Source organism: Variovorax paradoxus (assembly GCA_016806145.1).
GTDB lineage: Bacteria > Pseudomonadota > Gammaproteobacteria > Burkholderiales > Burkholderiaceae_C > Variovorax.
The window spans coordinates 5,883,545-5,908,342 of sequence record CP063166.1; the positions used below are offsets into that span (position 1 = coordinate 5,883,545).

General features: G+C 69.9%; 21 protein-coding genes. 6 read left to right on the forward strand and 15 right to left on the reverse strand.

The window, feature by feature from the left end; genetic code table 11:
* Positions 1 to 8: 8 nt before the first annotated feature.
* Complete coding sequence (locus INQ48_27565; protein ID QRF57031.1) at positions 9 to 608, reverse strand: YqgE/AlgH family protein; 600 nt, start codon at positions 606 to 608, stop codon at positions 9 to 11.
* Here INQ48_27565 and INQ48_27570 point away from each other — a divergent pair, their 5' ends adjacent.
* Positions 609 to 2,111, forward strand: coding sequence for a deoxyribodipyrimidine photo-lyase (locus tag INQ48_27570; protein ID QRF57032.1), 1,503 nt, complete (start codon positions 609 to 611; stop codon positions 2,109 to 2,111).
* Positions 2,112 to 2,180: 69 nt separating this feature from the next.
* On the opposite strand, the gene INQ48_27575 is transcribed toward INQ48_27570, so the two are convergent.
* From INQ48_27575 to INQ48_27600, 6 genes are all read right to left on the reverse strand, one after another.
* A complete protein-coding gene (locus tag INQ48_27575; GenBank protein QRF57033.1) occupies positions 2,181 to 8,351 on the reverse strand; it encodes an Hpt domain-containing protein in 6,171 nt (2,056 codons plus the stop codon).
* A 25-nt stretch (positions 8,352 to 8,376) separates the two neighbouring features.
* The gene (locus INQ48_27580) at positions 8,377 to 10,704 is read right to left on the reverse strand and encodes a type IV pili methyl-accepting chemotaxis transducer N-terminal domain-containing protein (GenBank protein ID QRF57034.1); all 2,328 of its coding nucleotides are present in this window, start codon (positions 10,702 to 10,704) and stop codon (positions 8,377 to 8,379) included.
* A 46-nt stretch (positions 10,705 to 10,750) separates the two neighbouring features.
* A complete protein-coding gene (locus tag INQ48_27585; protein QRF57035.1) occupies positions 10,751 to 11,284 on the reverse strand; it encodes a chemotaxis protein CheW in 534 nt (177 codons plus the stop codon).
* A 19-nt stretch (positions 11,285 to 11,303) separates the two neighbouring features.
* Positions 11,304 to 11,669, reverse strand: coding sequence for a response regulator (locus INQ48_27590; protein ID QRF57036.1), 366 nt, complete (start codon positions 11,667 to 11,669; stop codon positions 11,304 to 11,306).
* Positions 11,670 to 12,068, reverse strand: a complete 399-nt coding sequence (locus INQ48_27595) for a response regulator (protein QRF57037.1) — start codon at positions 12,066 to 12,068, stop codon at positions 11,670 to 11,672.
* A gap of 81 nt (positions 12,069 to 12,149) precedes the next feature.
* A complete protein-coding gene (locus tag INQ48_27600) occupies positions 12,150 to 12,320 on the reverse strand; it encodes a rubredoxin (GenBank protein ID QRF57038.1) in 171 nt (56 codons plus the stop codon).
* A 111-nt stretch (positions 12,321 to 12,431) separates the two neighbouring features.
* Between INQ48_27600 and INQ48_27605 the strand changes: the two genes are divergently transcribed.
* Entirely contained in the window at positions 12,432 to 13,397 is a 966-nt protein-coding gene (locus INQ48_27605; GenBank protein QRF57039.1) for a bifunctional hydroxymethylpyrimidine kinase/phosphomethylpyrimidine kinase, read from the forward strand.
* 19 nt (positions 13,398 to 13,416) lie between these two features.
* Complete coding sequence (hemL, locus tag INQ48_27610) at positions 13,417 to 14,703, forward strand: glutamate-1-semialdehyde 2,1-aminomutase (protein ID QRF57040.1); 1,287 nt, start codon at positions 13,417 to 13,419, stop codon at positions 14,701 to 14,703.
* Positions 14,704 to 14,712: 9 nt separating this feature from the next.
* On the opposite strand, the gene INQ48_27615 is transcribed toward hemL, so the two are convergent.
* Both INQ48_27615 and INQ48_27620 read right to left on the reverse strand, forming a co-directional pair.
* Positions 14,713 to 16,113, reverse strand: a complete 1,401-nt coding sequence (locus INQ48_27615; GenBank protein QRF57041.1) for an amidase family protein — start codon at positions 16,111 to 16,113, stop codon at positions 14,713 to 14,715.
* Positions 16,114 to 16,142: 29 nt separating this feature from the next.
* Positions 16,143 to 17,090, reverse strand: a complete 948-nt coding sequence (locus INQ48_27620) for a tripartite tricarboxylate transporter substrate binding protein (protein ID QRF60923.1) — start codon at positions 17,088 to 17,090, stop codon at positions 16,143 to 16,145.
* Positions 17,091 to 17,292: 202 nt separating this feature from the next.
* On the opposite strand from INQ48_27620, the gene INQ48_27625 reads away from it, so the two are divergent.
* The gene (locus tag INQ48_27625; protein ID QRF57042.1) at positions 17,293 to 18,189 is read left to right on the forward strand and encodes a LysR family transcriptional regulator; all 897 of its coding nucleotides are present in this window, start codon (positions 17,293 to 17,295) and stop codon (positions 18,187 to 18,189) included.
* Between the two features lie 141 nt (positions 18,190 to 18,330).
* Complete coding sequence (locus INQ48_27630) at positions 18,331 to 18,834, forward strand: hypothetical protein (protein QRF57043.1); 504 nt, start codon at positions 18,331 to 18,333, stop codon at positions 18,832 to 18,834.
* A gap of 65 nt (positions 18,835 to 18,899) precedes the next feature.
* On the opposite strand, the gene purH is transcribed toward INQ48_27630, so the two are convergent.
* From purH to dusB, 3 genes are read right to left on the reverse strand one after another with little or no spacing between them, the layout of a single operon-like run.
* Positions 18,900 to 20,507, reverse strand: a complete 1,608-nt coding sequence (gene purH, locus INQ48_27635) for a bifunctional phosphoribosylaminoimidazolecarboxamide formyltransferase/IMP cyclohydrolase (protein QRF57044.1) — start codon at positions 20,505 to 20,507, stop codon at positions 18,900 to 18,902.
* A 26-nt stretch (positions 20,508 to 20,533) separates the two neighbouring features.
* Positions 20,534 to 20,770, reverse strand: a complete 237-nt coding sequence (locus tag INQ48_27640; protein QRF57045.1) for a Fis family transcriptional regulator — start codon at positions 20,768 to 20,770, stop codon at positions 20,534 to 20,536.
* Positions 20,771 to 20,790: 20 nt separating this feature from the next.
* A complete protein-coding gene (gene dusB, locus INQ48_27645) occupies positions 20,791 to 21,849 on the reverse strand; it encodes a tRNA dihydrouridine synthase DusB (GenBank protein QRF57046.1) in 1,059 nt (352 codons plus the stop codon).
* A 195-nt stretch (positions 21,850 to 22,044) separates the two neighbouring features.
* On the opposite strand from dusB, the gene INQ48_27650 reads away from it, so the two are divergent.
* Entirely contained in the window at positions 22,045 to 22,515 is a 471-nt protein-coding gene (locus INQ48_27650) for a DedA family protein (GenBank protein ID QRF57047.1), read from the forward strand.
* A 10-nt stretch (positions 22,516 to 22,525) separates the two neighbouring features.
* Here the strand turns inward: INQ48_27650 and INQ48_27655 are convergent, their stop codons facing one another.
* From INQ48_27655 to INQ48_27665, 3 genes are all read right to left on the reverse strand, one after another.
* Entirely contained in the window at positions 22,526 to 23,200 is a 675-nt protein-coding gene (locus INQ48_27655; protein QRF57048.1) for a glutathione S-transferase, read from the reverse strand.
* 87 nt (positions 23,201 to 23,287) lie between these two features.
* The gene (locus INQ48_27660) at positions 23,288 to 23,716 is read right to left on the reverse strand and encodes a hypothetical protein (protein ID QRF57049.1); all 429 of its coding nucleotides are present in this window, start codon (positions 23,714 to 23,716) and stop codon (positions 23,288 to 23,290) included.
* A 17-nt stretch (positions 23,717 to 23,733) separates the two neighbouring features.
* Positions 23,734 to 24,288 carry a DUF4440 domain-containing protein gene (locus INQ48_27665; GenBank protein ID QRF60924.1) on the reverse strand — a complete coding sequence of 185 codons (555 nt, stop codon included), beginning with the start codon at positions 24,286 to 24,288 and terminating at the stop codon, positions 23,734 to 23,736.
* Positions 24,289 to 24,798: the final 510 nt, after the last annotated feature.

A 24,798-nucleotide genomic window follows, 5' to 3' on the forward strand; every position in this document is an offset into this window, starting at 1 on the left:
CGTGGCGTTCACGCATGCCCCGCGTCGGGCGAGAGCTTCCAGGCCTCCAGGCCCAGCAGCAGCAGCGCCTTGTCGTAGCGCTGGTCGATGGGGGTGTCGAAGATCACGGCCGGGTCGGCGCCCACCGTGAGCCAGCTGTTCTCGGCCAGTTCGGACTCGAGCTGGCCCTCGCCCCAGGCCGCGTAGCCCAGCGAGACCAGCACCTTGCGCGGGCCGGCGCCCGTGGCCAGGGCCTCGAGCACGTCCTTCGAGGTGGTCATCTCGAGGCCGCCGGGGATGGTCATGGTCGAGGCGTAAACCGATTCCTCGGGTTTCTCGGACTCGGTGAAGACCGGCTCGTGCAGCACGAAGCCGCGCTCGGTCTGCATCGGGCCGCCCTGGAAGACCGGGGCTTCGCCGAGCTCGGGGCGCGCGAGGTGCAACTCGATCTTCTCGAACAGCACCTTGAGGTTGATGTCGCTGGGTTTGTTGATGACCAGGCCCAGGGCGCCGCGCTCGCTGTGCTCGCACAGGTAGACGACGCTGCGGTTGAAGGTCTTGTCTTCCAGGCCCGGCATCGCTATCAAAAAGTGATGCGTCAGGTTCATCGGGGCAGAATCGGAAGCCATATGCCTCCGATTTTACTGGCCGTCGACAAGACCTACCCCAAAGGGCTCATGTGGTTCCGCCGCGACCTGCGCGTGGACGACAATGCCGCCCTCTACCACGCGCTGCGAAGCTGCCGCCAGCTGGTCTGCGTTTTCGTGTTCGACAGCACGATCCTCGACCCCCTGCCGCGGGTCGACCGGCGGGTGGAATTCATCCGCGAATCGCTGCTGGAGCTCGACGAGGAGCTGCGCGCGCTCGGCGGCGGGCTGATCGTGCGCCATGCGGCGGCGGCCGAGGAGATCCCGGCGCTGGCGCGCGCGCTCGAGGTGCAGGCGGTGTTCGCCAACCGCGACGACGAGCCCGAGGCGCTGGCGCGCGACGCCGGCGTGTTCGGCGCGCTGGCCAATGCGGGCGTGAGCTTCCACACCCACAAGGACTCGACGATCTTCGAGCGCGACGAGCTGATGACCAAGACCGGCCAGCCCTACACGGTGTTCACGCCCTACAAGCGCGCCTGGCTGGCCAAGGTCGACGACTTCTTCCTCAAGTCCTACCCGAGCCGCGGCCATGCCGACGCCCTGGTGCCGCCGCCCGAGGGCTGGCGCGCGCCGGTGCCCTCGCTCGAGGCGCTGGGCTTCGGCAAGAGCAACCTCGGCACGCTCGAGATCCCCACCGGCACGCGCGGCGCGGCGATCCTGTTCGAGGACTTCTTCGAGCGCATCGACCGCTACGAGGCCGCGCGCAACTACCCGGCGGTGCGCGGGCCCAGCTACCTGGGCGTGCACCTGCGCTTCGGCACGGTGTCGATCCGGCAGGTGGCGGGCGTGGCACGCCAGCTCTCGCTGCAGGGAAATGCGGGCGCCGCGACCTGGCTCAGCGAGCTGATCTGGCGCGACTTCTACTTCCAGATCCTGGCCCACTTCCCGCACGTGCACGAAAAGGGCGAGTCGAAGAGCTTCCGCCCCGAGTACGACAAGATCCAGTGGCACCACGGCAAGCATGCCGACCAGCTGTTCGAGGCCTGGTGCCAGGGCCGCACCGGCTACCCGCTGGTCGACGCGGCCATGCTGCAGATCAACCAGAGCGGCTACATGCACAACCGGCTGCGCATGGTGGTGGCGAGTTTCCTGTGCAAGGACCTGGGGCTCGACTGGCGCCGGGGCGAGGCCTACTTCGCGCTGCACCTCAACGACTTCGAGCTGGCGTCGAACAACGGCGGCTGGCAATGGGCGAGCTCGAGCGGCTGCGACGCGCAGCCCTACTTCCGCATCTTCAACCCGGTGACGCAGAGCGAACGCTTCGATCCCGACGGCAAGTTCATCCGGCGCTACCTGCCGCAGCTCGCGGGGCTGTCGAACGGCGCGATCCATGCGCCGTGGACGGCGACGCCGGTGGAGCTCGAAGCAGCGGGCGTGAAGCTCGGCGAGAACTACCCGGTGCCGGTGGTCGACCATGCCGAGGCGCGCGAGCGCACGCTGCAGCGCTATGCGGTGGCGCGCAGCAAGGCACTGGCGAAGAAGTAGCGCCGGCCGTCCTCCAAAGAAAAAGCCCGGAGGCTCGTCGCCGTCCGGGCTTTTTCGCAGGCGCGCGCCTCAGGCGGCCGCGAGCGTCGCCGTGTCGCTGGTGTAGGCCCGCACCAGCCGCAGCAGTTCCTCTTCGGAGTAGGGCTTGCCGAGGTAGTGGTTCACGCCGAGGTCGCGCGCGTAGTCGCGGTGCTTCTCGGCGATGCGCGAGGTGATCATGATGATCGGCAGCTCGGCCAGCGCCGCGTCGCCGCGGATGTTGCGCGCGAGGTCGAAGCCGTCCATGCGCGGCATCTCGATGTCGGACAACACGACCGCCGGGCGTTCCTGCTGCAGCCGCTCGAGCGCCTGCAGGCCGTCGGCCGCCAGCGAGACCCGGTAGCCTTCGCGTTGCAGCAGGCGCTGCGTGACGCGGCGCACGGTGATGGAGTCGTCGACCACCAGCACCAGCGGAATCTGCGGCACCACCGGCGCCAGCGCCGCCGCCGGGTCCTGCCCGTGCGGGCCGCGCGCCTCGTCGGCCGCCGCCACCGGCTGCGCCAGCGCGGCAGCCTGGCGTGCGCGTGCCTGTTCGCCATGCACCGCGGCCAATGCCACCGGGTTGTAGATCAGCGCCACCGCGCCCGAGGCCAGCACCGAGATGCCCGCCAGGCCCGGCAGCCGCGCCAGTTGCGGCCCGAGGTTCTTGACCACCACTTCCTGGTTGCCCAGCACTTCGTCGACGTGCAGCGCCACGCGCTGCGCGGCGCTGCGCACGATCACCAGGGTGTTGGTGCGGCCCGCGATGTGCTCGCTGCGCGGCGAGGCCTGCAGCAGCGCGCCGCCCCAGTAGAACGGCACCTGTTCGCTGCCGAACGGATGGGTGTCGTGCAGGTAGGCCGATTCGAGGTCGGTGGCGTTCACGCGCTGCACCAGTTCGACCAGGTTCGACGGCACGCCGATCGACACCTCGCCAAAGCGCAGCATGACCACGTGCGTCACCGCGGTGGTCAGCGGCAGCACCAGCTTGAAGGTGGTGCCCTGGCCCGGCTGGCTGCGCGTCTCGATGCGGCCGCCGAGCGCGGCGACCTGCGCGCGCACCACGTCCATGCCGATGCCGCGGCCCGCGAGTTCCGACACCTGGCCGGCCGTCGAGAAGCCGGGCCGGAAGATCAGCTCGGTGGCCTCCTCGGGCGTGAGCGCCTGGTCGGCCGCGAGCAGGCCCAGCGAGCGGGCCCGCTCGGCGATGCGCTCGTGGTCGAGGCCGGCGCCGTCGTCGCGGAAGCTCACCGACACGTCGTTGCCCTCGTGCGCGAGGTCGATCACGATCAGGCCGCTGGCGTCCTTGCCCGCGGCCTCGCGCCGCGCAGCGTCCTCGATGCCGTGGGCCACGCAGTTGCGCAGCAGGTGCTCGAAGGCCGGCGTCATGCGGTCGAGCACGCCGCGGTCCATTTCGATCGAGCCGCCGGTGATGTCGAGGCGCACCTGCTTGCCGGTGTCCTTGGTGGCCTGGCGCACCACGCGGTAGAGGCGGTCGGAGATGCCCTCGAACTCCACCATGCGCGTGCGCAGCAAGCCGCGCTGCAGTTCGCGCGTCTGGCGCGCCTGCACGCTGAGGTCGTCTTCCGTCGCCTGCACCGTCTTCTGCAGGGTGCGCTGCACGGTCGCCACGTCGTTCACCGACTCGGCCATCATGCGCGTGAGCTCCTGCACGCGGGTGAAGCGGTCGAACTCCAGCGGGTCGAAGCCCTGCTGCGAATCCTTGGCCTGCGCCAGCCGCGACTGCATCTGGCTCTCGGCCTGCACCTCGATGTCGCGCAGCTGCTGGCGCAGGCGGTCGAGGTTGCCCGTGAGGTCGGCCAGCGAGCCGCGCAGCGAACCGAGTTCGGCCTCGAGCCGCGAGCGCGTGATGATGACCTCGCCGGTCTGCGCCATCAGGCGGTCGAGCAGCTGGGTGCGGATGCGCACGGCCTGGCCGACCGGCGCGCGCAGCGGCGCGAGCGTGGCGGGGGCCGGGCGCACCGGCGCGGACGTGGCGGCCGCCGGTTCGGCCTCGGTGTCGGCATCGACCGCGGCGATGGCGTCGTTGGCGGGCTCGGCGCGCAGCTCGGGATGCTCGACGGGCGTCGCGGTGGCTTCCGCCACGCGCTGCGCCAGCTCGACCTGGGTCGCATCGTCGGCCTCGCGCAGTGCGTCGAAGGTGGCCTGCAGCGTGTCGAGGCGCGCCAGCAGCTTCTCGATGTCGGAACGGTCGACGTGGCCCTGCGTGCCCAGCAGCTCGATCTCGGATTCCATGCGGTGCGCGCGCTCGCCCAGGCGCATGGCGCCGGCCAGCCGGGCACTGCCCTTGAGCGTGTGCAGCGTGCGCAGCACCGCGGTGCGCGGCGCGCCGTCGTCGGGATGGTGCGACCACTGGCGCAGCGCCTCGCCGAGCTGCGGCAGCAGTTCGGCCGCCTCTTCCTCGAAGATCGGGAACAGGTCGACGTCGACCGCGTCGGCCAGGTCGATGGCGTCCTCGGAGTCGTCGAGCGCCACGTCGGCGCCGCCTTGCGGCGACACCACCTGCAGCGGCGCGCGCGGCTCGTCGTGCGCGAGTTCCTCGGCGTAGGGCGAGGGCATCGGCGACGCGGCGATGTCGCGCAGCGCCTGCAGCGTCTGCTGCGAGGGGTCGCGCAGCAGGCCGACCGCGAACTGGTGCAGCAGGCGGCGCAGCTCGTCGGCCGCGGCGACCAGCACCATGCCCTGCTCGCGCGTGCCGCTGCCCTGCATCTGCAGATGCTGCAGCGCGGCCTCGAAATAGCGCGCCATGCCCGACAGGCTGTGGAAGCCGACCGTGGCCGAGCTGCCGGCCAGCGAGTGGGCCAGCGCGATGGTCGAGTCGGCCACGCGTTCGTAGGGCTGCAGCGCCCACTCGCCGACCTCGGTGGCGAGCTGGCGCGACCACTCGTCGGCCTCGTTGAGGTAGACGTTGTAGAGCGCGATGCCGATGCGCAGCGGGCCGATCACCTTGACCTGGTCGTCGGCGCTGCCGCCCACGGCCACTTCGAGCGGTTGCACCACCGGTGCCGCGGGTTCGGGCTCGGCGGCGGCCGGCGCCTCGGCGACGGGCTCCGCCTGTTCCGCTTCCGCTTCGGCCTGCACGGCCTCTTCGGGCTGGGCGGGCGGCGTCGGCGGCAGGGCCTCGGACGCGATGTCGACCAGCGCGGCGGTCTCGGGCGCGGCCGGTTCGGGCGCGACCGTGGCGGCCTGGGCGAATTCGGCCGGTGCCTCCACGGGCTCGAGCTGGATCTCGGGGAAGTCGATCGGCTCGGCCTTGCCGACATCGCCGACATCGCCGGCTTGGCTGGCTTCGCGCAGCGGCAGCGGCTCGGGCGCCCAGTCGAGGTCGGGCAGCGCGGGCGCCTCGGCCTCGGCGCGCTCGGCCGAGGCTTGCGCCGCGTCGATCGACAGCGCGGAGGACGGCAGCTCGGCGGACAGGCTGGCGGCCTCGATCGCGGCCTCCTCGGCCGGCTCGCTCGCCTTGGCGGCGGCACCGATCGGCGCCAGGAAATCGAAGTCGATGCCGTCGCTCAGCGCGGTCGGCAGCGGCGCCGGTGCGGTGGACGAAGGCTCGCGGGTCTCGAAATCGAGGAAGTCGGTGGAGACGAAATCGTCGTCCTCCGGACCGGCGTTGCGCGCCTCGGCCTGCGGCACGTCGGAGGTGTCCGAGGCGTCGGCCGGTTCGAGCGACAGATCGGGCAGGTCGGGCAACTCGGGCAGCGCCAGCGCGGCGGCGGTCGACAGCGAAGGCTGCGGCGGCAGTTCCTCGAGCGGCGCCGGCGAGGTGGGCAGGGGATCGGCGGCGATCTGACGCGCGGCGATCGCGAGCGTTTCGGCGTCGGCCACGCGCGGCGGCGCGGTGGGCACCGGCTCGCCGGCCAGCAGGGCCTCGGCCAGGCGGCTGAACGGCGCCGACTGCCAGCCATGCGGCGCCGAGGCCGCGATGTCCTCGACCCACAGGCCGAAGTCGCGCAGCGCCTGCTGCGTGCCGGCCAGCAGCTCGGGCGTGGCGGGGCGCTGATCGGCGAGCCAGGTGTTGAGCACCTGCTCGAGCGACCAGGCGGCGTCGCCGAAGTCGGTGAGGCCGACCATGCGCGAGCTGCCCTTGAGCGTGTGGAACGCGCGGCGCAGCACCGTCAGCGCGTCGGTGTCGTCGGGGCGGCTGCCGAGCGCGGTGATCGCGTTCTGGCCGTTGTGCACCACCTCGCGCGCCTCGTCGAGGAAGATGTTCTGCAGGTCGTCTTCCTCGAGCTCCGTGACCTCGGTGTCGGGCAGCGCGGCGGGGCCGACGATCTTGGCGGTCCAGCTGTCGGCCTTGCTGCTGAATTCCTCGATCGGCGAAGGCTTGGCCTTGCGCGTCGGCGTGGCCAGCGCGGCCAGCTTCGACGCGATCTGGGCATCGACCTCCTCGATGCTGAGCAGCGGCTCGGCGGCCGGCGCGGCCGCGCTTTCGGCCGCCTCGGCCTCGACGGCCTGGCGGCCCATCAGCGGCTTGAGCTCGCCGATCTCGGCGTCGAACACGAACAGGCGCTTGGCCAGCGCGGGCTGGTAGCCCAGCATGTCGATCAGGAAGCCGAGCGCGCCGAGGTTGTTGCCCAGCGCGTCGAAGCCGGCCATCTCGTCGGCCGGCGAGGCACTGCCCACCATGGACTCGACGTCGTCGCGCATGCGCTGCACGGTGTTCGCGGCCTGGTCGAGGCCCAGCACCGAGAACACGCCGCGCATCTGCTGCAGCTGGCTCGGCACGGTGCGCAGCAGGCCCTTCTCGCCGGGGCGGCGGAAATACTGGTCGAGCGACTTCTCGAGCTCGCTCAGATGGCTGCGCAGCTCGTCGACCACGGTGCCCATGGTCTGGCGGTCGCTGACGCGGCGGTACAGGTCCTCCATCCAGGGCTCGAGCGGCTCGGAATGGCCGCCCGCGCGCACGCGCTCGATGCGCCCGGCGAGCTTGAGCATGCGCTGGGTGAGCTGCGGGTCGCTGGGGTCGAGGTCTTCGAGCGCGGCCTCGAGGTAGAGCACGGAGGTCGCGACTTCCATCGCGAGCTCGGTGTCGGGCGGCTGGCCGCTGCGCACCGAGGCGTCGACGGCATGCGCGAGCGCCTGCACCATCGGCTCGCTCGGCGGATGCAGCCGGTGCAGCGATTCGCCGAGCTGGGCGAAGGTGTCGGCCACCTGGCGGGTGCGCGTGATGTCGCCGCCCGAGAGGCCCGACCACATCTCCTTGGCGGTCTCGATGCGCTTGCGGGCCTGGGCCAGCACCAGCGGGTCGAAGCGGCCGAACTGCTCGACCGTGTAGTCGACGCGTTGTTCATGCGCGATGCCCCAGGCCGTGCGCACGCTGCGCAGGGTGGCGGCTTCGTCGCGCGCGGTGGGCACGGCCTGGGCGCAGAAGAACAGCAGGTCCTGGCCGAGCCGGTCGGACACCACGCTGTCGCCGCGCGCGAGCGTGGCGTACTGCAGCAGCACGCGCGAGGCGGCGCGCTTGACGTAGCTGTCGGCGGGCACGAGGCCCAGCGCCAGCGCCTCGAAGAAGCCGGCCGCCAGGGTCCAGAAGCTGGCCACGCGCGGCAGCAGCGCGCCGCGGCCGAGCCCCAGGCACAGCGCCTGCAGGCGGCGCGCGGCCTGCGGGTCGCCGGTCTTGACCAGCTGCAGCACCTCGCGGTCGAGCCGCGAGCGCACCGAGGGGTCGTAGGCCAGCGAGGCCTGCGTGAGCGCGGGACGGATCTCGACCCAGCGCCAGCTGGCGCTCCAGAGATCGGCCGGGTGCACGCGCTCGTTGCCGACCAGTTCGAGCACCTCGCGGTACTGCGGGAACAGCGCGATCGAGGACACGTTCTTGCCGGCCAGCAGGGCCTGCAGGAAATCGGTGACGGCGAAGCCCGCGCGCTCGATCTTCAGCGCGGCGCTGTCGGTGCAGCGCTGCGGTTCGGCCACGAAGCCCTGCACCGCGAACTCGATCGAGCCGAGCACCAGCGCGGGCGCGTTGTGGCCCACCATCTGCAGCGCGCCGACGGCCTGGTGCAGTTGCTGGCGCGCCATCTGCAGCGGGCCGCTCTCGATCTCGGCCGCATTGCCGACGTCGCGCGCGAAGCGGCGCAGCGACTTGCCGACGTTCTCGAGCGACTTCTGGATTTCTCCGAGCACCCAGGCCAGCGGCCCGAGGTCTTCGGTGGCCGGCGGATTGCCGGCGAGGGGGGCCGCGACGGGGGATTGGATAGCCACCTTGGATGCTCGCCGTTCTTCTGTGTCAGGCAATCTTGAAACGGGCCACCGAGCGACGCAGTTCCTCGGCCATCTGCGACAGTTCGCGCACCTGCTGCGCGGTGGTCCGCGTGCCCTCGCCGGTCTGCTCGGTCACGGCGAAGATGTGCTGGATGTTGGCCGCCACCACGTTGGCCGAATCGGCCTCGCGGGACGCGGATTGCGAGATCTGCTCGATCAGCTCGGCGAGGCGGCGCGACACGCGGTCGATCTCGGACAGCGCGGTACCCGCGTTGTCGGACAGCTTCGCCCCCTCGACCACGCCCTGCGTGGAACGCTCCATGGCGCCCACCGCGTCCTGCGTGTCGGTCTGAATCGCCTTCACCAGCGCCGAGATCTGGCGCGTGGCGTCCGCGGAGCGTTCGGCCAGCCGCTGCACTTCTTCCGCCACCACCGAGAAGCCGCGACCGGCTTCACCGGCCGACGCGGCCTGGATGGCGGCGTTCAGTGCCAGCACGTTGGTCTGTTCGGTAATGTCCGAGATCAGCTCGGTGATTTCGCCGATCTCCTGCGAGGATTCGCCCAGGCGCTTGATCCGCTTGGAGGTTTCCTGGATCTGGTCGCGGATGGCGTTCATGCCGCCGATGGCGTTCTGCACGGCCTGCAGGCCCGAGGACGCGGCCTGCAGCGACTGGCGCGCCACCGTGGCGGACTCCTGCGCCTGCGAGGACACGCCGTTGATTCGCTCCGCCATCGTCAGCACCGACTGGCCGGTTTCGCGGATCTCGCGCAGCTGTTCGGTCGAGGCCGCCAGCAGCTCGGTCGAGGTGCTTTCCACCTGCGAGGTGGTCAGCGCCACGCGGGTGGCCGTGTTCTGCACGTTGCCCACCAGCAGCCGCAGTTCTTCCACCGTGTAGTTCACCGAGTCGGCGATGGCGCCGGTGATGTCCTCGGTCACGGTGGCTTCCTGCGTCAGGTCGCCTTCGGCCACCGTCTGCAGTTCGTTCATCAGCCGAAGAATGGCGGCCTGGTTGGCGTTGTTGATGCGGCTGGCTTCCTCCGAAGCCTGCTCGGCCGACAGACGTTCGCGCTCGGCGTTGGCGGCGCGTTCGCGGCCTTCGCGCACCTGCACGAAACCGATGGCGCCGGCCAGTGCCAGGGCGGCCAGCGAGAGCACGAACAGCAGCACGATGGTGCCGGCGCCCAGGCCGGTGCGCGCGGAGAGCTTGTCCTGCAGCTCGCCCAGCGATTTGCGCAGCGGTTCGCTGTCGGTCAGGATCGACGCCTGCGCTTCGCGCGCGGCCACCAGGCCCTGCAGGTTGCCCAGAATGGCCGAGGCCTGCGTGCGCATCTGCTCGTAGGTCTTCAGGATGGCTTCGAGCTGCTGGCGCGTCTGCGGGTCCTTCGAGCCGGGGAAGCGCTGCTGCGCGTTGCCGTCGAGCAGGCCGCGGGTGGTTTCCTGGAAGGTGTTCAGGTCCTTGCCGAGCAGGAACACGGCGTCGGGGTTCACGCCCTCGACCGTGAAGAACTCGTTGGTCGACTTGCCGATGCGCTGCGTCAGCATCACGAGCTGGCCCGCGGCCGAGATCTCGGGCAGCGTGGCGTTCTGCTGCATCTTGAGCGAGGCGACGGTCTCGGTCATCTCGAGCAGCGTGGACGACTGCTGATTGATGTCGCGCAAGGCGGCACCCACCTGGGTCAGGATCTGGCGCTGGGCCAGCACGGCCTTGGCGCTGGCATCGGCGCGCGCGACCAGCGGGCCGATCTTGCCCATGTCCTCGCCGTAGGCCTCGCCCACGGGCTCGAGGCGCAGTGCCTCGTCGCCGTTGGTCAGGCCGTTGACGCGGCGCGTGAGGTCGTCGGCGCTGTCCTTCACCTCGGTGAAGGCCGGCGCGCTGCCCACCAGGGCCTGCGAGATCGACTTGGCGAGGCGCTGCGACTGCATCAGCGACTGGCCGGTGGCCGCCACCTGCTGCGCGAGCCGTTCGGCGCGCAGGATGGCGAGGCCGGCGACCAGCAGCAGCGCCAGCACCACCACCGCCAGCAGGATCGCGAGCACGCGCTGCTGGCGCGCGGGACTCTGGCCGGCGCGGCCGTCGTCGGCGAGCAGGTCGGTGGAGGCATCGGGCCGGCCGGGCTCGTTGGCGGCCTCGCCGCCATCGACCAGGGCACCGCCCTCGCTGAAGGAGCTGGCGGCCGGCGCGCCGCCGAAGGAGGTGTCGCCCGGCGCGCGCGCGATGCGCACGGTTTTCTCGTCGGGGACCTGCACCGTGTCGACGTTGTCGATCGCGAGCGAACCCGAACCATCGACGCGGGCCTTGTCGTTGCCGCTGGCGGGCAGTAATTTCTTGAACTTGTCGGCGATCGAGCTCACGGTCGGTCCTTCAGGTGGTGGTCGGGTGCACAGGCGCTTGTGACAGCTAGGCGCCGATACTCAGAAACTGGGGCTGCTGCGACAGCGCCTGCAGATTGACTTCCTGCCAGCGTTCGCCGGCGGCGTCGGTGTAGAGATGCCCGGCCCAGGGCGGCGCGTCGGCGCCCGGGGGCTCGGAGGACGCGAAGGCCTCGACGCCGCGCAGCCCCGCGAGCCGATCGACCAGCAGGGCGCAGTTGACGTCGAGCAGCTCGTTGAGCGCGACCAGCCGGGACTGGATGCGGGCCGCTTCGCTGGCGGCCGGACCGCTGGGCGCGCCGCCGGCGAAGGCCGACAGCTGCACCACGCCGTAGAGACCGCCGCGCAGGTTGGCCACGCCGAGGAACCACGGCGCCGTGTAGGGCACGGGCTGCGGCGGGGTCCAGGGAAAGATTTCGCCGGCATGGCCGAGCGGGAACAGGTACTTGCCCTCGCCGGCCTCGACCGCGAGCCAGGTCGCGGCCACGCCGGTGGTGCGCGCGGCCTGCAGGCGGCTCGCCAGCCGGGACTGGAAGGCTCTCAGTGCGTCGCGATTCGCCATGGACTCGGCAGATCCGCGCTCAGTTCAGCGCGCTGATCTTCGACATCAGCTCCTGCGCGTTCACCGGCTTGACGATGTAGTCGCGCGCGCCCTGGCGCATGCCCCAGACGCGGTCGGTTTCCTGGTTCTTGCTCGTGCACAGGATGATCGGGATCGCGGCGTACTGCGGGTCGCGGGCGATCGCGCGCGTGAGCTGGAAGCCGTTCTGGCCGGGCATGACCACGTCCATCAGGATCAGGTCGGGCTGGTCTTCCTCGAGGCGGCGCATGGCGTCCTCGGCGTTCTCGGCGGTCTTCACGGCGAAGCCGTTCTTGTGGAGCAGGTCGGACAGGAACACCAGTTCAGTCTTGGAGTCGTCGACGACGAGGATTTTTCGAATGGGCATTTACTGCACTTCCTGTGAAACGTTGCCGAACTGCTGCACGGCCTGCAGCAGCTGGTCTTTGGTGAAAGGCTTGGTCAGGTAGTCTTGCGATCCGACCATGCGGCCGCGCGCCTTGTCGAACACGCCGTCCTTGGACGACAGCATCACGACCGGGACCTTGGAGAAATGGGCGTTGCGCTTGATGATGGCGCAGGTCTGGTAGCCGTCCAGCCGCGGCATCAGGATGTCGCAGAAAATCAGGTGCGGCTTGTGGTCGTTAACCTTGGAGAGCGCGTCGAAGCCGTCTTCGGCGAGGAGAACCTCGTGACCACCCTGCTTCAGAAAAATCTCGGCACTGCGCCGGATGGTGTTGCTGTCGTCGATGACGAGCACCTTGTAACCTGATCCATTCGGGCCCATTGCAAAAGCTCCTGCTCATGAGACTTGGATGCCCGCCGCGCCGTACACCGGCGCAGATCGCGTAGCTCTATGCCATGCTTTTCAGATTTCAACCATTTCGAAGTCTTCCTTGCGCGCACCGCACTCGGGGCAGGTCCAGTTCATCGGGACGTCGGCCCAGGCAGTGCCTGCCGCAATCCCGTCTTCCGGTACACCTACAGCTTCGTCATAGATCCACCCACAAATCAGGCACATCCAAGTTTTCGTATTCATCGGAGCTTAAAGTCCTTGTTCATTAAATGCAACGAGTGTATCTATGCGTATCTCACTGGCGCCCTGTAAACGTCGCGCCCATGCCACCATCCAGCGGATTCCGCCCGGCGTATGACCTTCCACTTACATCCAGCAGACAGCGTTGACAAACCGGGCGATCTTAACGATCCCCTGCCCCACGGCGATGCCTTGGCGGATCAGGACCTGAATCCCCCCTGCGTCCTGGTGTTCAATGCCAGCGACCCGAGCGGCGCCGGCGGCCTGGCCGGCGACGGGCTGGCCATGGGGTCGGTGGGCGCCCACATGCTGCCGGTGGTGACCGGCGCCTACGCGCGCGACACGGCCGAGATCTTCGACCACTTCGCGTTCGACGAGGAGGCCATCGCCGAGCAGACCCGCGCCATCCTCGAGGACGTCGAGGTGCAGCTGATCAAGGTCGGCTTCGCCGGCACGCCCGAGGCGCTGAGCACCATCGCCGAGACCGCCGCCGACTACCCCGAGGTGCCCGTGGTGGCGTACATGCCCAACCTCTCGTGGTGGGACGAGAACGAGATCGACGCCTACCTCGACGCCTTCCGCGACCTGGTGCTGCCCCAGACCACGGTGCTGGTCGGCAACCACAGCACGCTGTGGCGCTGGCTGCTGCCCGACTGGAGCGGCGAGCGCCCGCCGGGCGCGCGCGACATCGCGATGGCGGCCGGCGAGTTCGGCGTGCCCTACACCCTGGTCACCGGCCTGGTGCTGCCCGACCAGTTCATCGACAACGTGCTGGCCTCGCCGCAGTCGGTGCTGACCAGCGAGAAGTACGAGCGCCTCGAGGCCGTCTTCTCGGGCGCCGGCGACACCCTGTCGGCCGCGCTGGCCGCGCTGCTGGCCAGCGGCACCGATCTGGTGGCCGCCACCACCGAGGCGCTGGCCTACATGGACCGCTGCCTCGACGCGGGCTTCCGCCCCGGCATGGGCCACGTGCTGCCCGACCGCCTGTTCTGGGCCGAACCCGAGCCCGAGGAGGACGACGGCGAGCCCGGCGACGACGTGCCCGACTTCGCCCTGCCGCCCCACGACACCCGCCACTGATCCACTTCCCCCGTTCCAGATGCCCACTTCCGATCGCAACGACATCCTCTTCGAGCGCGCCCGCGCCGTGATTCCCGGCGGCGTGAACTCGCCCGTGCGCGCCTTCAAGGCCGTCGGCGGCACGCCCCGCTTCATCCAGCGCGCCGAGGGCGCCTATTTCTGGGACGCCAACGACAAGCGCTACATCGACTACATCGGCTCCTGGGGTCCGATGATCCTGGGCCACGGCCACCCGGCGGTGGTCGAGGCGGTGCAGAAGGCCGTGCTCGAGGGCTTCTCGTACGGCGCGCCGACCGAGCGCGAGATCGAGCTGGCCGAGGCCATCCTCGCGCTGGTGCCGTCGATGGAGATGGTGCGCCTCGTGAGCTCGGGCACCGAGGCCGCGATGAGCGCGCTGCGGCTGGCGCGCGGCGCCACCGGGCGCAAGACCATCGTCAAGTTCGAGGGCTGCTACCACGGCCATGCCGACGCGCTGCTGGTCAAGGCCGGCTCGGGCCTCGCCACCTTCGGCAACCCGACCTCGGCCGGCGTGCCGCCCGAAGTGGTGCAGCACACGCTGGTGCTCGAGTACAACAACCTGCAGCAGCTCGAGGAGGCCTTCGCGCTGCACGGCAACGACATCGCCTGCCTGATGATCGAGGCCATCGCCGGCAATATGAACTTCGTGCGCGCCACGCCCGAGTTCGCGCAGCGCTGCCGCGCGCTGTGCACGCAGCATGGCGCGCTCCTGATCTTCGACGAGGTGATGACGGGCTTTCGCGTCGGCCTGCATGGCGCGCAGGGCGTGCTGGGCATCCGGCCCGACCTCACGGTGCTCGGCAAGGTCATCGGCGGCGGCATGCCGCTGGCGGCCTTCGGCGGACCGCGCGCCATCATGGAACAGCTCGCGCCGCTGGGGCCGGTCTACCAGGCCGGCACGCTCTCGGGCAACCCGGTGGCCACGGCCTGCGGCCTGGCCACGCTCAAGGAGATCGCCAGGCCCGGTTTCTACGAGGCGCTGGGCCGCAAGACCCGCGCGCTGGTCGATGGCCTGAAGGCCGCGGCCGCCGCCGAGGGCCAGCCCTTCAGCGCCGACAGCGAGGGCGGCATGTTCGGCTTCTTCCTGATGAACGAGCTGCCGCAGAACTACGCCAAGGTGATGACCACCGACAACGCGCAGTTCAACGCGCTGTTCCACGGCCTGCTCGAGCGCGGCGTGTACATCGCGCCCGCGCTCTACGAAGCCGGCTTCGTGAGCGCCGCGCACAGCGACGCGGACATCGCGGCCACCGTCGAGGCGGCGCGCGAGATCTTCAGCAAGCGCTGAGCGGGAGACTCAGGCCGGGTCGATGGGCATCACCGGCCCGGCCTCGGTCTCGAGCACCTCGGCCGCCGCGAGGCACAGGTCCTCGCGGAAGCGGTCGCTCACGAGCTGCACGCCCGTGGGCAGCCCGCGGCGCAGCCCCATCGGCACCGACAACCCCGGCAGGCCCAGGATCGCGGTCGCCAGCAGCGGGCTCTGCGCATCGAGCAAGTCGCGCATCGCGTCCGCGCCGCGCTGGTCGGCATCGACCGGGAACGGATGGCGCCACGACACCGGCATCAGCAGCAGCGGATGGCGCTGCAGGAACAGCGCCCACTCGCGCATCAGCCCCGTGCGCGCGGCCAGCGCGCGCATGTAGGCCTCGGTGTCGAACGACGGCGCATGCGCGTCCATCGCGCGGTAGGCCTGGCGGATGGTCTGGTCGCCGTCGCGCAGCAGCGCCGGTTCCACCAGCAGCCGGCTGTCGGCCATGGTCAGCGCCAGCCACAGCTCGGCCGCCTCGCGCAGCCGCGGCGGCTCCACCGGCTCGACGCGGTAGCCCGCGCCCTCGAGCCCGCGCGCGGCGCGCTGCAGGGCATCGGCCACCTCGGGATCGCAGGCGTAGCCAGGCAGCGCGGTGCACAGCGCCACGCGCAGCGGGCCGGCCGGCGGCGCGCCCTCGAGCGGCGCGGGCACCCACCACGGGTCGCGCGCGTCGCGCGCGGCCATCGCGGCGAAGGCCAGCCGCAGGTCGCGCACGCTGCGCGCCAGCGGCCCCTGGACCGAGCTGAGCTGCACCACCGGCGGCCGCTCGCCGGTGCCCGACGGGTTGAAGGCCGGCACGCGGCCGAAGCTCGGGCGCAGGCCGTAGACGCCGCAGGCATAGGCCGGATAGCGGATCGAGCCGCCCTGGTCGTTGCCATGCGCGATGGCGCCGATGCCGACCGCGACCGCGGCCGCCGCGCCGCCGCTCGAGCCGCCGGGCGTCAGCGCCGCATCGTGCGGATTGAGGGTGCGCCCGTGGGCCGCGTTGTCGGTGAACCAGCGCATCGAGAACGCGGGCGTGTTGGTGCGGCCGATCGGAATCGCGCCCGCGCGCCGCAGGTTCGCGACCACCGGGCTGTCCTCGGCGGCCACGACCTTGCGGTAGGCCGCCACGCCGTTGGTGGTGGCATGCCCGCGCTGGTCGACGTTGACCTTGATCGTGACCGGCACGCCGTGCAGCGGCCCGGTCGCCTCGCCGCCGGCCAGCGCCGCGTCGGCCTGGCGCGCGGCCTGCAGCGCTTCCTCGGCGCCGCCGTCGACCACGGCATTGAGGCGCGGATTGACGGCCTCGAGCCGTTCCAGGCTGCTGCGTACCGCCTCCACGCACGAGAGCTCGCGCGCCGCGATGCGCCGCGCGAGTTCGGCGGCCTCCAGTTGCCAGGGTTGCATGGCTTGTCTCCTCGAAAAAGATGGATGGATCAGTCGCCCTTGACGCCCGCGCGCCGCACCGCCTCGGCCCAGCGCGGCTTCTCGCGCTGCATCAGCGCGCTGAGTTCCTCGGGGCTCGAGGGCAGCGCCTCGATCGACAGCGCGGCATTGGCGCGCACCACGGCCGGGTCGGCCAGCGCGGCGCGCAGCGCGGTGTTGAGCCGGTCGACGGTCTTGCGCGAGGTGCCCGCGGGCGCCATCAGCGCGCCCCAGGCCACCACCTCGAATCCCGGCACGCCGCTCTCGGCCACGGTCGGCACCTCGGGCAGCACCGCGGCGCGCTTCGCGCTGGTCACGGCGATCGCCTTGACCCGGCCCTGCTGCACGAAGGGCAGCACCGCCGAGATGTTCTCGATGGTCACGTCGAGCTGGCCGTTGACCATGTCGGCGACCGCCTGGGTGCCGGTCTTGTAGGGCACCTGCACCATCGTGAGCCCGGTCTCGGTCTTCAGCAGTTCGCCGGTCAGGTGGCCCGCGCTGCCGATGCCGGGCGTGCCGACCGAGAGCTTGCCCGGGTGCTCGCGGCCATAGGCGACCAGCTCCTGCAGGCTGCGCACCGGCAGGTCCTTGCGCACGATCAGCACGTAGGCGTTGCTCGAGATCAGGCCGACCGGCACCAGGTCCTTCTCGGGCACGTACGACAGCTTCGAGAAGAAGGCCGGATTGATGCTCAGGGTCACGAGGTTGCCGTAGCCGACCGTGTAGCCGTCGTTCGCCGAGCTCACCAGGGCCTGGGTGCCGACGATGCCGCCCGCGCTGGGCCGGTTGTCGACGATCATGGCCTGCCCCAGCTCGCGCGCCATCGCGTCGGCCACCGGCCGCATCGCCACGTCGACGCCGGAGCCGGCGGCATAGGGCACGATGAATCTCACCGGGCGCTCGGGGTACGGGGCCGAAGCAGCCAGCGCGGCGGTGGCCAGGGCGGCCAGGGCGGCCACCGCGGCGCGGCGGGTCCATGCGAATGACAGCAATGCAGGCACGAAGCATCTCCTCTTGGGGAATCCCGCCGTTCACCACGAGCCGGCTGGTGGCCGAAGTCTAGGAACCGGGCCCGCGCCGCAAAAGACAATCGCTTGTCGCGATGACAACCTGCGTTTGTCGGTAGATTCCCGCGCCGGGCCGCGCGGCAGAATCGGCCGCATGAAGGATCACCAGCTCAAGGCCTGGCTGCGGCTGGCCGACACCGGCAACATCCGCGCCGCCGCGCGCAGCCTGCACCTGAGCCAGGCCGCTGTGACCAAGGCGATCCGCGAGCTCGAGGCCGAGGTCGACGCGCAGCTGGTGCTGCGCAGCTCGCGCGGCATCGAGTTCACCGAGTCCGGGCGCCAGCTCACGGTGCGCGCGCGGCTCGCGCACCAGCAGCTCGAGCTCGCGCGCCAGGACATCCGCATCCTGCAGGGGAGCCAGCACGGCCGCGTGGCGGTGGCGGTCACGCCGATGGTGTTCCTCGGCGTGCTGCCCGAGGTGGTGCGCGCCTTCCGCAAGGCCATGCCGCACGCGCAGCTCAAGCTGTTCGACGGCCTGATCCCGCAGGTTCTGCCGCTGCTGCGCGAGGGCGCGGTCGACTTCGCGGTGGCGGGCCCGGTGGCCTCGGCCCTCGATGCCGACTTCGCGTTCGAACGGCTCGACATGATCGAGATGGCCGTGCTGTGCCGGCGCGGCCATCCGCTGCGCCACGCCACGCGCTGGGAGGAGATCGCGGGCGCCGAATGGCTGATGCACCTGGCACCGGGCAGCCAGCACAGCTTCCTGCTCGAGCAATACGCCGCGCAGGGGCTGCCGCTGCCCGAGCACCGCATCGAGGTCGCCTCCTTCGGCGTGAGCTGGGGCCTCCTGACGCGCAGCGACGCGCTGATGGTCGGCCCGGCGGGCATGCTCACGATGCCGCCCTATGACGCGCTCGTGGAGCGCGTGCCGCTCGCGATGCCGGTGCCGCCGCTCGAGCTGGGCATCGTCTCGCCACGCGGCAAGCCGCTGTCGCTGGCCGCGCTGCGGCTGGCCGAGCTGTTTCGCAAGTACCTGGCGCGGCCGGCCTGAGCGGCGGCACGCACGCAGGTGCCACGGCGATGACAGCGGCGGCGTGTATATTGCGCCCGCGCTTCGCGGAGCGCGACGACACCAGGGAAGAAGACATCGCGGCCAGCCTCGAGCCGCACGAGATCTCCAGAACATCCAGCCATGAAATCCCTGCGCCTGCTGCCGGTCCTGAGTGCCGCCCTTCTCGTCTGTGGTCCGGCGCTCGCGCAGTCGGTGGACTTCACGCTGCCGACCTTCGACCAGCCCTTCGAGATCCAGAAGACCTGGATCAACCTCGGCTTCTACTCGGCCCACTTCGACCGCGACAAGGGCCTCGAGAACAAGAACCCCGGCCTGGGCTTCGAGTACCCGCTCAACGACGTCTACCGCGTCACGCTCGGCACCTTCCACAACAGCGACCGGCGCCAGTCGCACTACCTCGGCCTCTACGTGCTGCCCTTCGAATTCCACGGCATGCGCTTCGGCGCCGTGGTCGGCGGCTTCGACGGCTACCCCAACTACCGCAACGGCAACTGGTTCCCGGCGCTGATCCCCACCGCGGCGATCGAGGGCAAGAACTGGGGCCTCAACATCGCCTACGTGCCGACGGTCAAGAACCGGCTCTATGGCGCGCTGAGCTTCCAGCTCAAGTACCGCTTCGAGTAGTCGGCCGCCGAGGCCCATGAAAAAAGGCGGCCGAGGCCGCCTTTGCTTTTCGAACCGTGCCCGGCTCAGTGCCGGAAATGACGCACGCCCGAGAGCACCATCACCACGCCGCGCTCGTCGGCCGCGTCGATCACCTCCTGGTCGCGCATCGAGCCGCCCGGCTGGATCACGCAGCCCGCGCCCGCGTCGACCACCACGTCGAGACCGTCGCGGAACGGGAAGAAGGCGTCGCTCGCCACCGCCGTGCCCTGCAGCGACAGGCCCGCATGCTCGGCCTTGATGCTCGCGATGCGCGCCGAGTCGAGACGGCTCATCTGGCCCGCGCCCACGCCCATCGTCATGCCGTCGGCGCAGAAGACGATCGCGTTGCTCTTCACGTACTTGGCGACCTTCCAGGCGAACAGCAGGTCCTGCAGCTGCTGCGGCGTGGGCTGCTTCTTGCTCACGACCTTGAGGTCGGACAGCGCGAGCTCGTGGTTGTCGGCGGTCTGGATCAGCAGGCCCGAGCCGACGCGCTTCACGTCCATCGCGTTGCGGCCGTTGTCCCAGTCGGTGGCGCCGCCCGGCGGCAGCGCGATCTCGAGCACGCGCACGTTGAGCTTGGCCTTGCTGGCCTGGAACACCTCGAGCGCCTCGTGCGTGTAGCCCGGGGCCATCAGCACTTCGACGAACTGCTTGGCCACGGCCTGCGCGGTGGCGGCGTCGACGGTGCGGTTGAAGGCGATGATGCCGCCGAAGGCCGAGGTCGGGTCGGTCTTGAAGGCCTTGGCATAGGCCTCGGCCGCGTCCTTGCCGATCGCCACGCCGCAGGGGTTGGCGTGCTTCACGATCACGCAGGCCGGCACGTCGAAGCTCTTCACGCATTCCCACGCCGCATCGGCGTCGGCGATGTTGTTGTAGCTCAGCTCCTTGCCCTGCAGCTGCCTGGCCGACACCAGCGAACCGGGCGCCGGATGCAGGTCGCGGTAGAACGCGGCCTGCTGGTGCGGGTTCTCGCCGTAGCGCAGGTCCTGCACCTTCACGAAGCGGCCGTTGCTCTGCGCCGGGAACAGCGAGCGCGTGGGCGACGACTGCCCCTGGCTGGTCTCGAAGTCGATCGCCGAGAGGTAGTCGCTGATCGCGCCGTCGTAGTCCGCGATGCGGTTGAAGGCGGCCACCGAGAACGCGAACTTGGTCTTGTCGCTGAGCTTGCCGTCGGCCTTGAGTTCGGCCAGTGCCACCGCGTACTGCGAGGCGTCGGTCAGCACGCCCACGTCCTTCCAGTTCTTGGCGGCGCTGCGCACCATGGCCGGGCCGCCGATGTCGATGTTCTCGATCGCGTCCTCGAGCGAGCAGCCGGGCTTGGCCACGGTGGCCTCGAACGGGTAGAGGTTGACGATCAGCAGGTCGATGGTGTCGATGCCATGCTGCTCGATGGCCGCCACGTGCGCCGGCAGGTCGCGCCGCGCGAGCAGGCCGCCGTGGATCTTGGGATGCAGCGTCTTCACGCGGCCGTCGAGCATCTCGGGGAAGCCGGTGTGGTCGGCCACCTCGGTCACCGGCAGGCCGGCGTCGGCCAGCAGCTTGGCGGTGCCGCCGGTGGACAGCAGCTTGATGCCCAGTGCATGCAGCGCCTGCGCGAATTCGAGGATGCCGGTCTTGTCGGAGACGGAAATCAGTGCGGTCTTGGCCATGGTGTCGTTACGCCGTGCGTTCTCGTTCATTTCAAAAGTTTGTGTTCGACCAGCTTCTTGCGCAGCGTGTTGCGGTTCAGGCCCAGCCATTGGGCGGCCTTCGACTGGTTGCCCTCGGCACGCGTCATCACGACATCGAGCAGCGGCTTCTCGACCACGCGCACGAGCATGTCGTACATGCCGTCGGGTTCGGTGCCGCGCAGGTCGCGAAAGTAGCTCTCCAGACTGGCGCGCACGCAGTCCTCGATGTGTTTCTTGCTCATGCTTTTCTTCTCTTCTTCTCTCAATCGGCGGCGCAGGCCGCCTCCTCTTCGCCGGACAGCTCTTCGGCCGCCTGGTGCTGCGGGATGCGGTCCATCTGGTCCGCGAGCCCGTCGAAATACTCGCCGACCGCGCGCAGCTGCGCCTCGCAGTCCTCGATGGCGTTCATGCGCGAACGGAATTCCTCGCCGCCGGGCAGCGCGCGCACGTACCAGCCGATGTGCTTGCGCGCGGTGCGCACGCCGCTGTAGTCGCCGTACAGCGCGTAGTGCTCCACCAGGTGGTCGAGCAGCAGCCGGCGCACCTCGGCCACCAGCGGCGGCGCGAGGTGCGTGCCGGTGTCGAGGAAGTGGGCGATCTCGCGGAAGATCCACGGCCGCCCCTGCGCGGCGCGGCCGATCATCACCGCGTCTGCGCCGGTGGCCGCGAGCACCTCGCGTGCCTTCTCGGGCGAACGCACGTCGCCGTTGGCCACCACCGGCACGCGCACCGCGGCCTTCACGGCGGCGATGGTGTCGTACTCGGCGTGGCCCTTATAGCCCTGCTCGCGCGTGCGGCCGTGCACGGTGAGCATCTGCACGCCGGCCGATTCGAAATCGCGCGCGAGCTTCACCGCATTGCGGTGCTCCATGCTCCAGCCGGTGCGCATCTTGAGCGTGACCGGCACGCCGTGCGGCTGCGCGGCATCGACCACCGCGCTCACGATCTCGAGCGCCAGCGGCTCGTCGCGCATCAGCGCCGAACCGGCCCACTTGTTGCAGACCTTCTTAGCCGGGCAACCCATGTTGATGTCGATGATCTGCGCGCCGCGCTCGATGTTGTAGACCGCAGCCTCGGCCATCATGGCCGCATCGGTGCCCGCGATCTGCACCGAGATGGGACCCGGCTCGCCGTCGTGGTTGGCACGGCGCGAGGTCTTGAGCGAATTCCAGAGGTCCTTGCGCGAGGTCACCATCTCGCTGACCGCGTAGCCCGCGCCGAGCGCGCGGCACAGCATGCGGAAGGGCCGGTCCGTCACGCCGGCCATGGGCGCGACGAACAGGCGGTTCTCCAGCGTGTGGTTGCCGATCTGCAGGGTCATGGCGGGGGAAGGCTGTGCGCGTCGGCTGCTGAAAAATGAGGCACGATTGTAGCCACCTGCCATTTCAGTGACTGAAACGATTTGCGCCGATTCGCGTCGCCGCGACGGGTGTAAACACGGGTGGAAATCCCATGCGCGGCGGCGCCTCCTCCGACCTGGCCCTCTCGGATCCGCTGCCTATACTGCGCCGACCTTATGCAAGCCTGGCTCGACGCACTCCTCGCGCTTCTCGCGCTGCCGCAATACGGCCTCTCCACGCTGTTCATCGCCGCCTTCATCTCGGCGACGCTGCTGCCCGTGGGTTCGGAGCCCGTGCTGTTCGGCCTGCTCAAGCTCAACCCCGAGCTGTTCTGGCCCGCGATCGCAGTCGCGACCGTGGGCAACACGCTGGGCGGCGCGGTCGACTGGTGGATGGGCTACGGCGCGCACAAGGTGGCCGACAAGTACTCGCACTCGAAGCACCACGTGCGCGTGCTCGGCTGGCTCGAGCGGCTCGGCCCGAAGGCCTGCCTGCTGAGCTGGCTGCCGCTGGTCGGCGATCCGCTGTGCGCGGTCGCGGGCTGGCTGCGGCTGCCGTTCTGGCCCTGCCTGGCCTACATGGCGATCGGCAAGTTCCTGCGCTACGTCACGATGACGGTGGCGCTGCTCTACATCTTTCCGTCCTGAACGGACGGCTTCAGTTCAGCAGTTCGTACGGGCCGCCGCGCGCGAGTGCCTGCTGGTAGGCGGGTCGCGCATGGATGCGCGCGAGCCAGGCCATGAGCTTCGGCCGCTTCGCATCGAGCCCGCCGCGCGCATGCGCGGCCTCGACCACGAAGCTCATCTGGATGTCGGCGCCGCTGAACGCATCGCCCGCGAACCATTCGCTCTTGCCGAGTTCGGCTTCCATGTAGTTCAGGTGGCTCGCGATGTTCGGCAGGATGAACGCCGACTTGGCCTTGGCGGCGATGGCCTTGGCCACCGGCTTGGCGAAGAAGGGCATCTTGCTGCTCTCGATGCGGTCGAATACCAGCTTGAGCAACAGCGGCGACATCGCCGTGCCCTCGGCGAAGTGCAGCCAGTAGCGGTAGCGCAGCGCCTCGGGCGTGAGCGGCGCGGGCGCGAGGCGGCCCTGGCCATAGCGCTCGATCACGGTCTCGATGATCGCGCCCGATTCCGCGAGCACGAGTCCATCGTCGGTCGTCACCACCGGCGACTTGCCCAGCGGATGCACCGCGCGCAGCGAAGCGGGCGCCAACATGGTGTTCGGATCGCGCTGGTAGTGGACGATCTCGTAGGGCAGGCCCAGTTCTTCGAGCAGCCAGAGCACGCGCTGCGAACGCGAGTTGTTGAGGTGGTGGACGGTGAGCATGGCGGGGTTGGAATGATGCGAGGGCGACGGGGCGCGGCAGTCTAGCCTGCCGCGCGCCGATGCGCAGTCCCCGCAGCCGCCCTCGGCTCAGCGCGCGAAGAGGGGTGCCGCGATCAGCCGGTGGAACGATTCCCAGCTGTCGGACACGGTCCACACGCCATTCACGCGCGCCACGGCGAAGACCAGCGGCTGCATCACCGCCTCGGGCAGTTCGACCTGGACATAGATCCGGCCCCGTCCGCGCTGGTACAGCACGGTCGACACGGCGACCACATCGTCGCGCTGCCGGACGATGGCGCGAAGCCGCTCGTGCACGCGCTCCTGGAGCCGCTCGCCATCGAGGTTCTTCGCCCGGTCCTCTTCGTGCGGGTTGACCAGCTGGAACTCGTCGCCCTCGCGCAGGAACGCGAGGCCCAGCGGAGGCAGCGCTGCGTCCCTGCGCATGAGCTTCTCGGCCGCCTGGATCGAGGCGAACACGACCTGGGCGAAGCGTTCGTCGGTGGAAGTCGAAGCCATGGCGGTCCGCGGCGAGCTCAACCGCCGGTGTTTTCCCTGCGGATCAGCCACTGGCCGCCCGAGCGCTGCAGCTCCAGCGTCTTGCGGCTCACCTCACGCAAGGCGTCCGCGCGGTAGTTCTGCCGGAACCGGGCGCTCGCGGTCTCGCCAACGACACTGATCACCAGGTCCTCGAGGGTGACGCCGATGCTCGACTTGCTCGTGATGCGGGCGCGGCGTTCCTCTTCCCACCGGAAGCGGCTCTGGCCGCGGGCCGGCGTGAAGTCCGGCGCATAGGCCGCCAGGTAGCGATCCACGTCCCGGGCCGACCAGGCCGAGGCCCAGGCTTGCACCGCGGCCTCGACCTCGGCGGTGCCGGCAGGGCGCACCGCAGGCGCGCCCGGTTGGGGTGCGGGCTGGGTTGCGGGTTGGGTTGCGGGCTTGGCGGGCGCCGCCGATGCATCCTGCGTCGCGGCGGTATCCGGCGCCTCCCGCGCTATTGCATAGCCGGTGAAGATCCAGCGGTTGTTCTCGCGCGCGAAGCTGATTCTCTCGGAGGCTTTCCTGCCGCTGTCCAGCTGGGTGGAGAACACGACATTGGCATAAAGGCCCGCGGGAAAACCGGATTCGTTGTCGGCCTGGTACTTGAGCCGTGTCACGCTCGACCACTCGCGATCGGTGACGGGCCCCATCGACAGCCGCGCCTTTCGCGTGGCCCGCACGAAGGCGGTCTTGCCCATGCGACTCTTCAGCACGCTGGAGCCCGACTCCCAGAGCTCGTTCACCTGGTCGGCGTCGGCCTTGCGAAGGATGTCGGCCGCGACGCGCAGCAATTCGTCGGATGCCGCATCCGACACCGATGGCGCCGCGGCGGCGATCCGCAGGCCCGCGACCATGAGGCATGCGGCAAGCCAGCCCGTGAATATCCGGTTCATTTGAATTTCCTCCCCTTTTTTATTCCTGGATGCCTGAACATCCCTCGAAAATTCCGAATCGAACCAAAATTCAAATCAATGAATTATTTGGCTTCGATTTCAATCAGAATTCGTCGGATTTCGCAGGAAACTCATCCCCGGAAACCCAAAAAACGCCCGGGATAATAC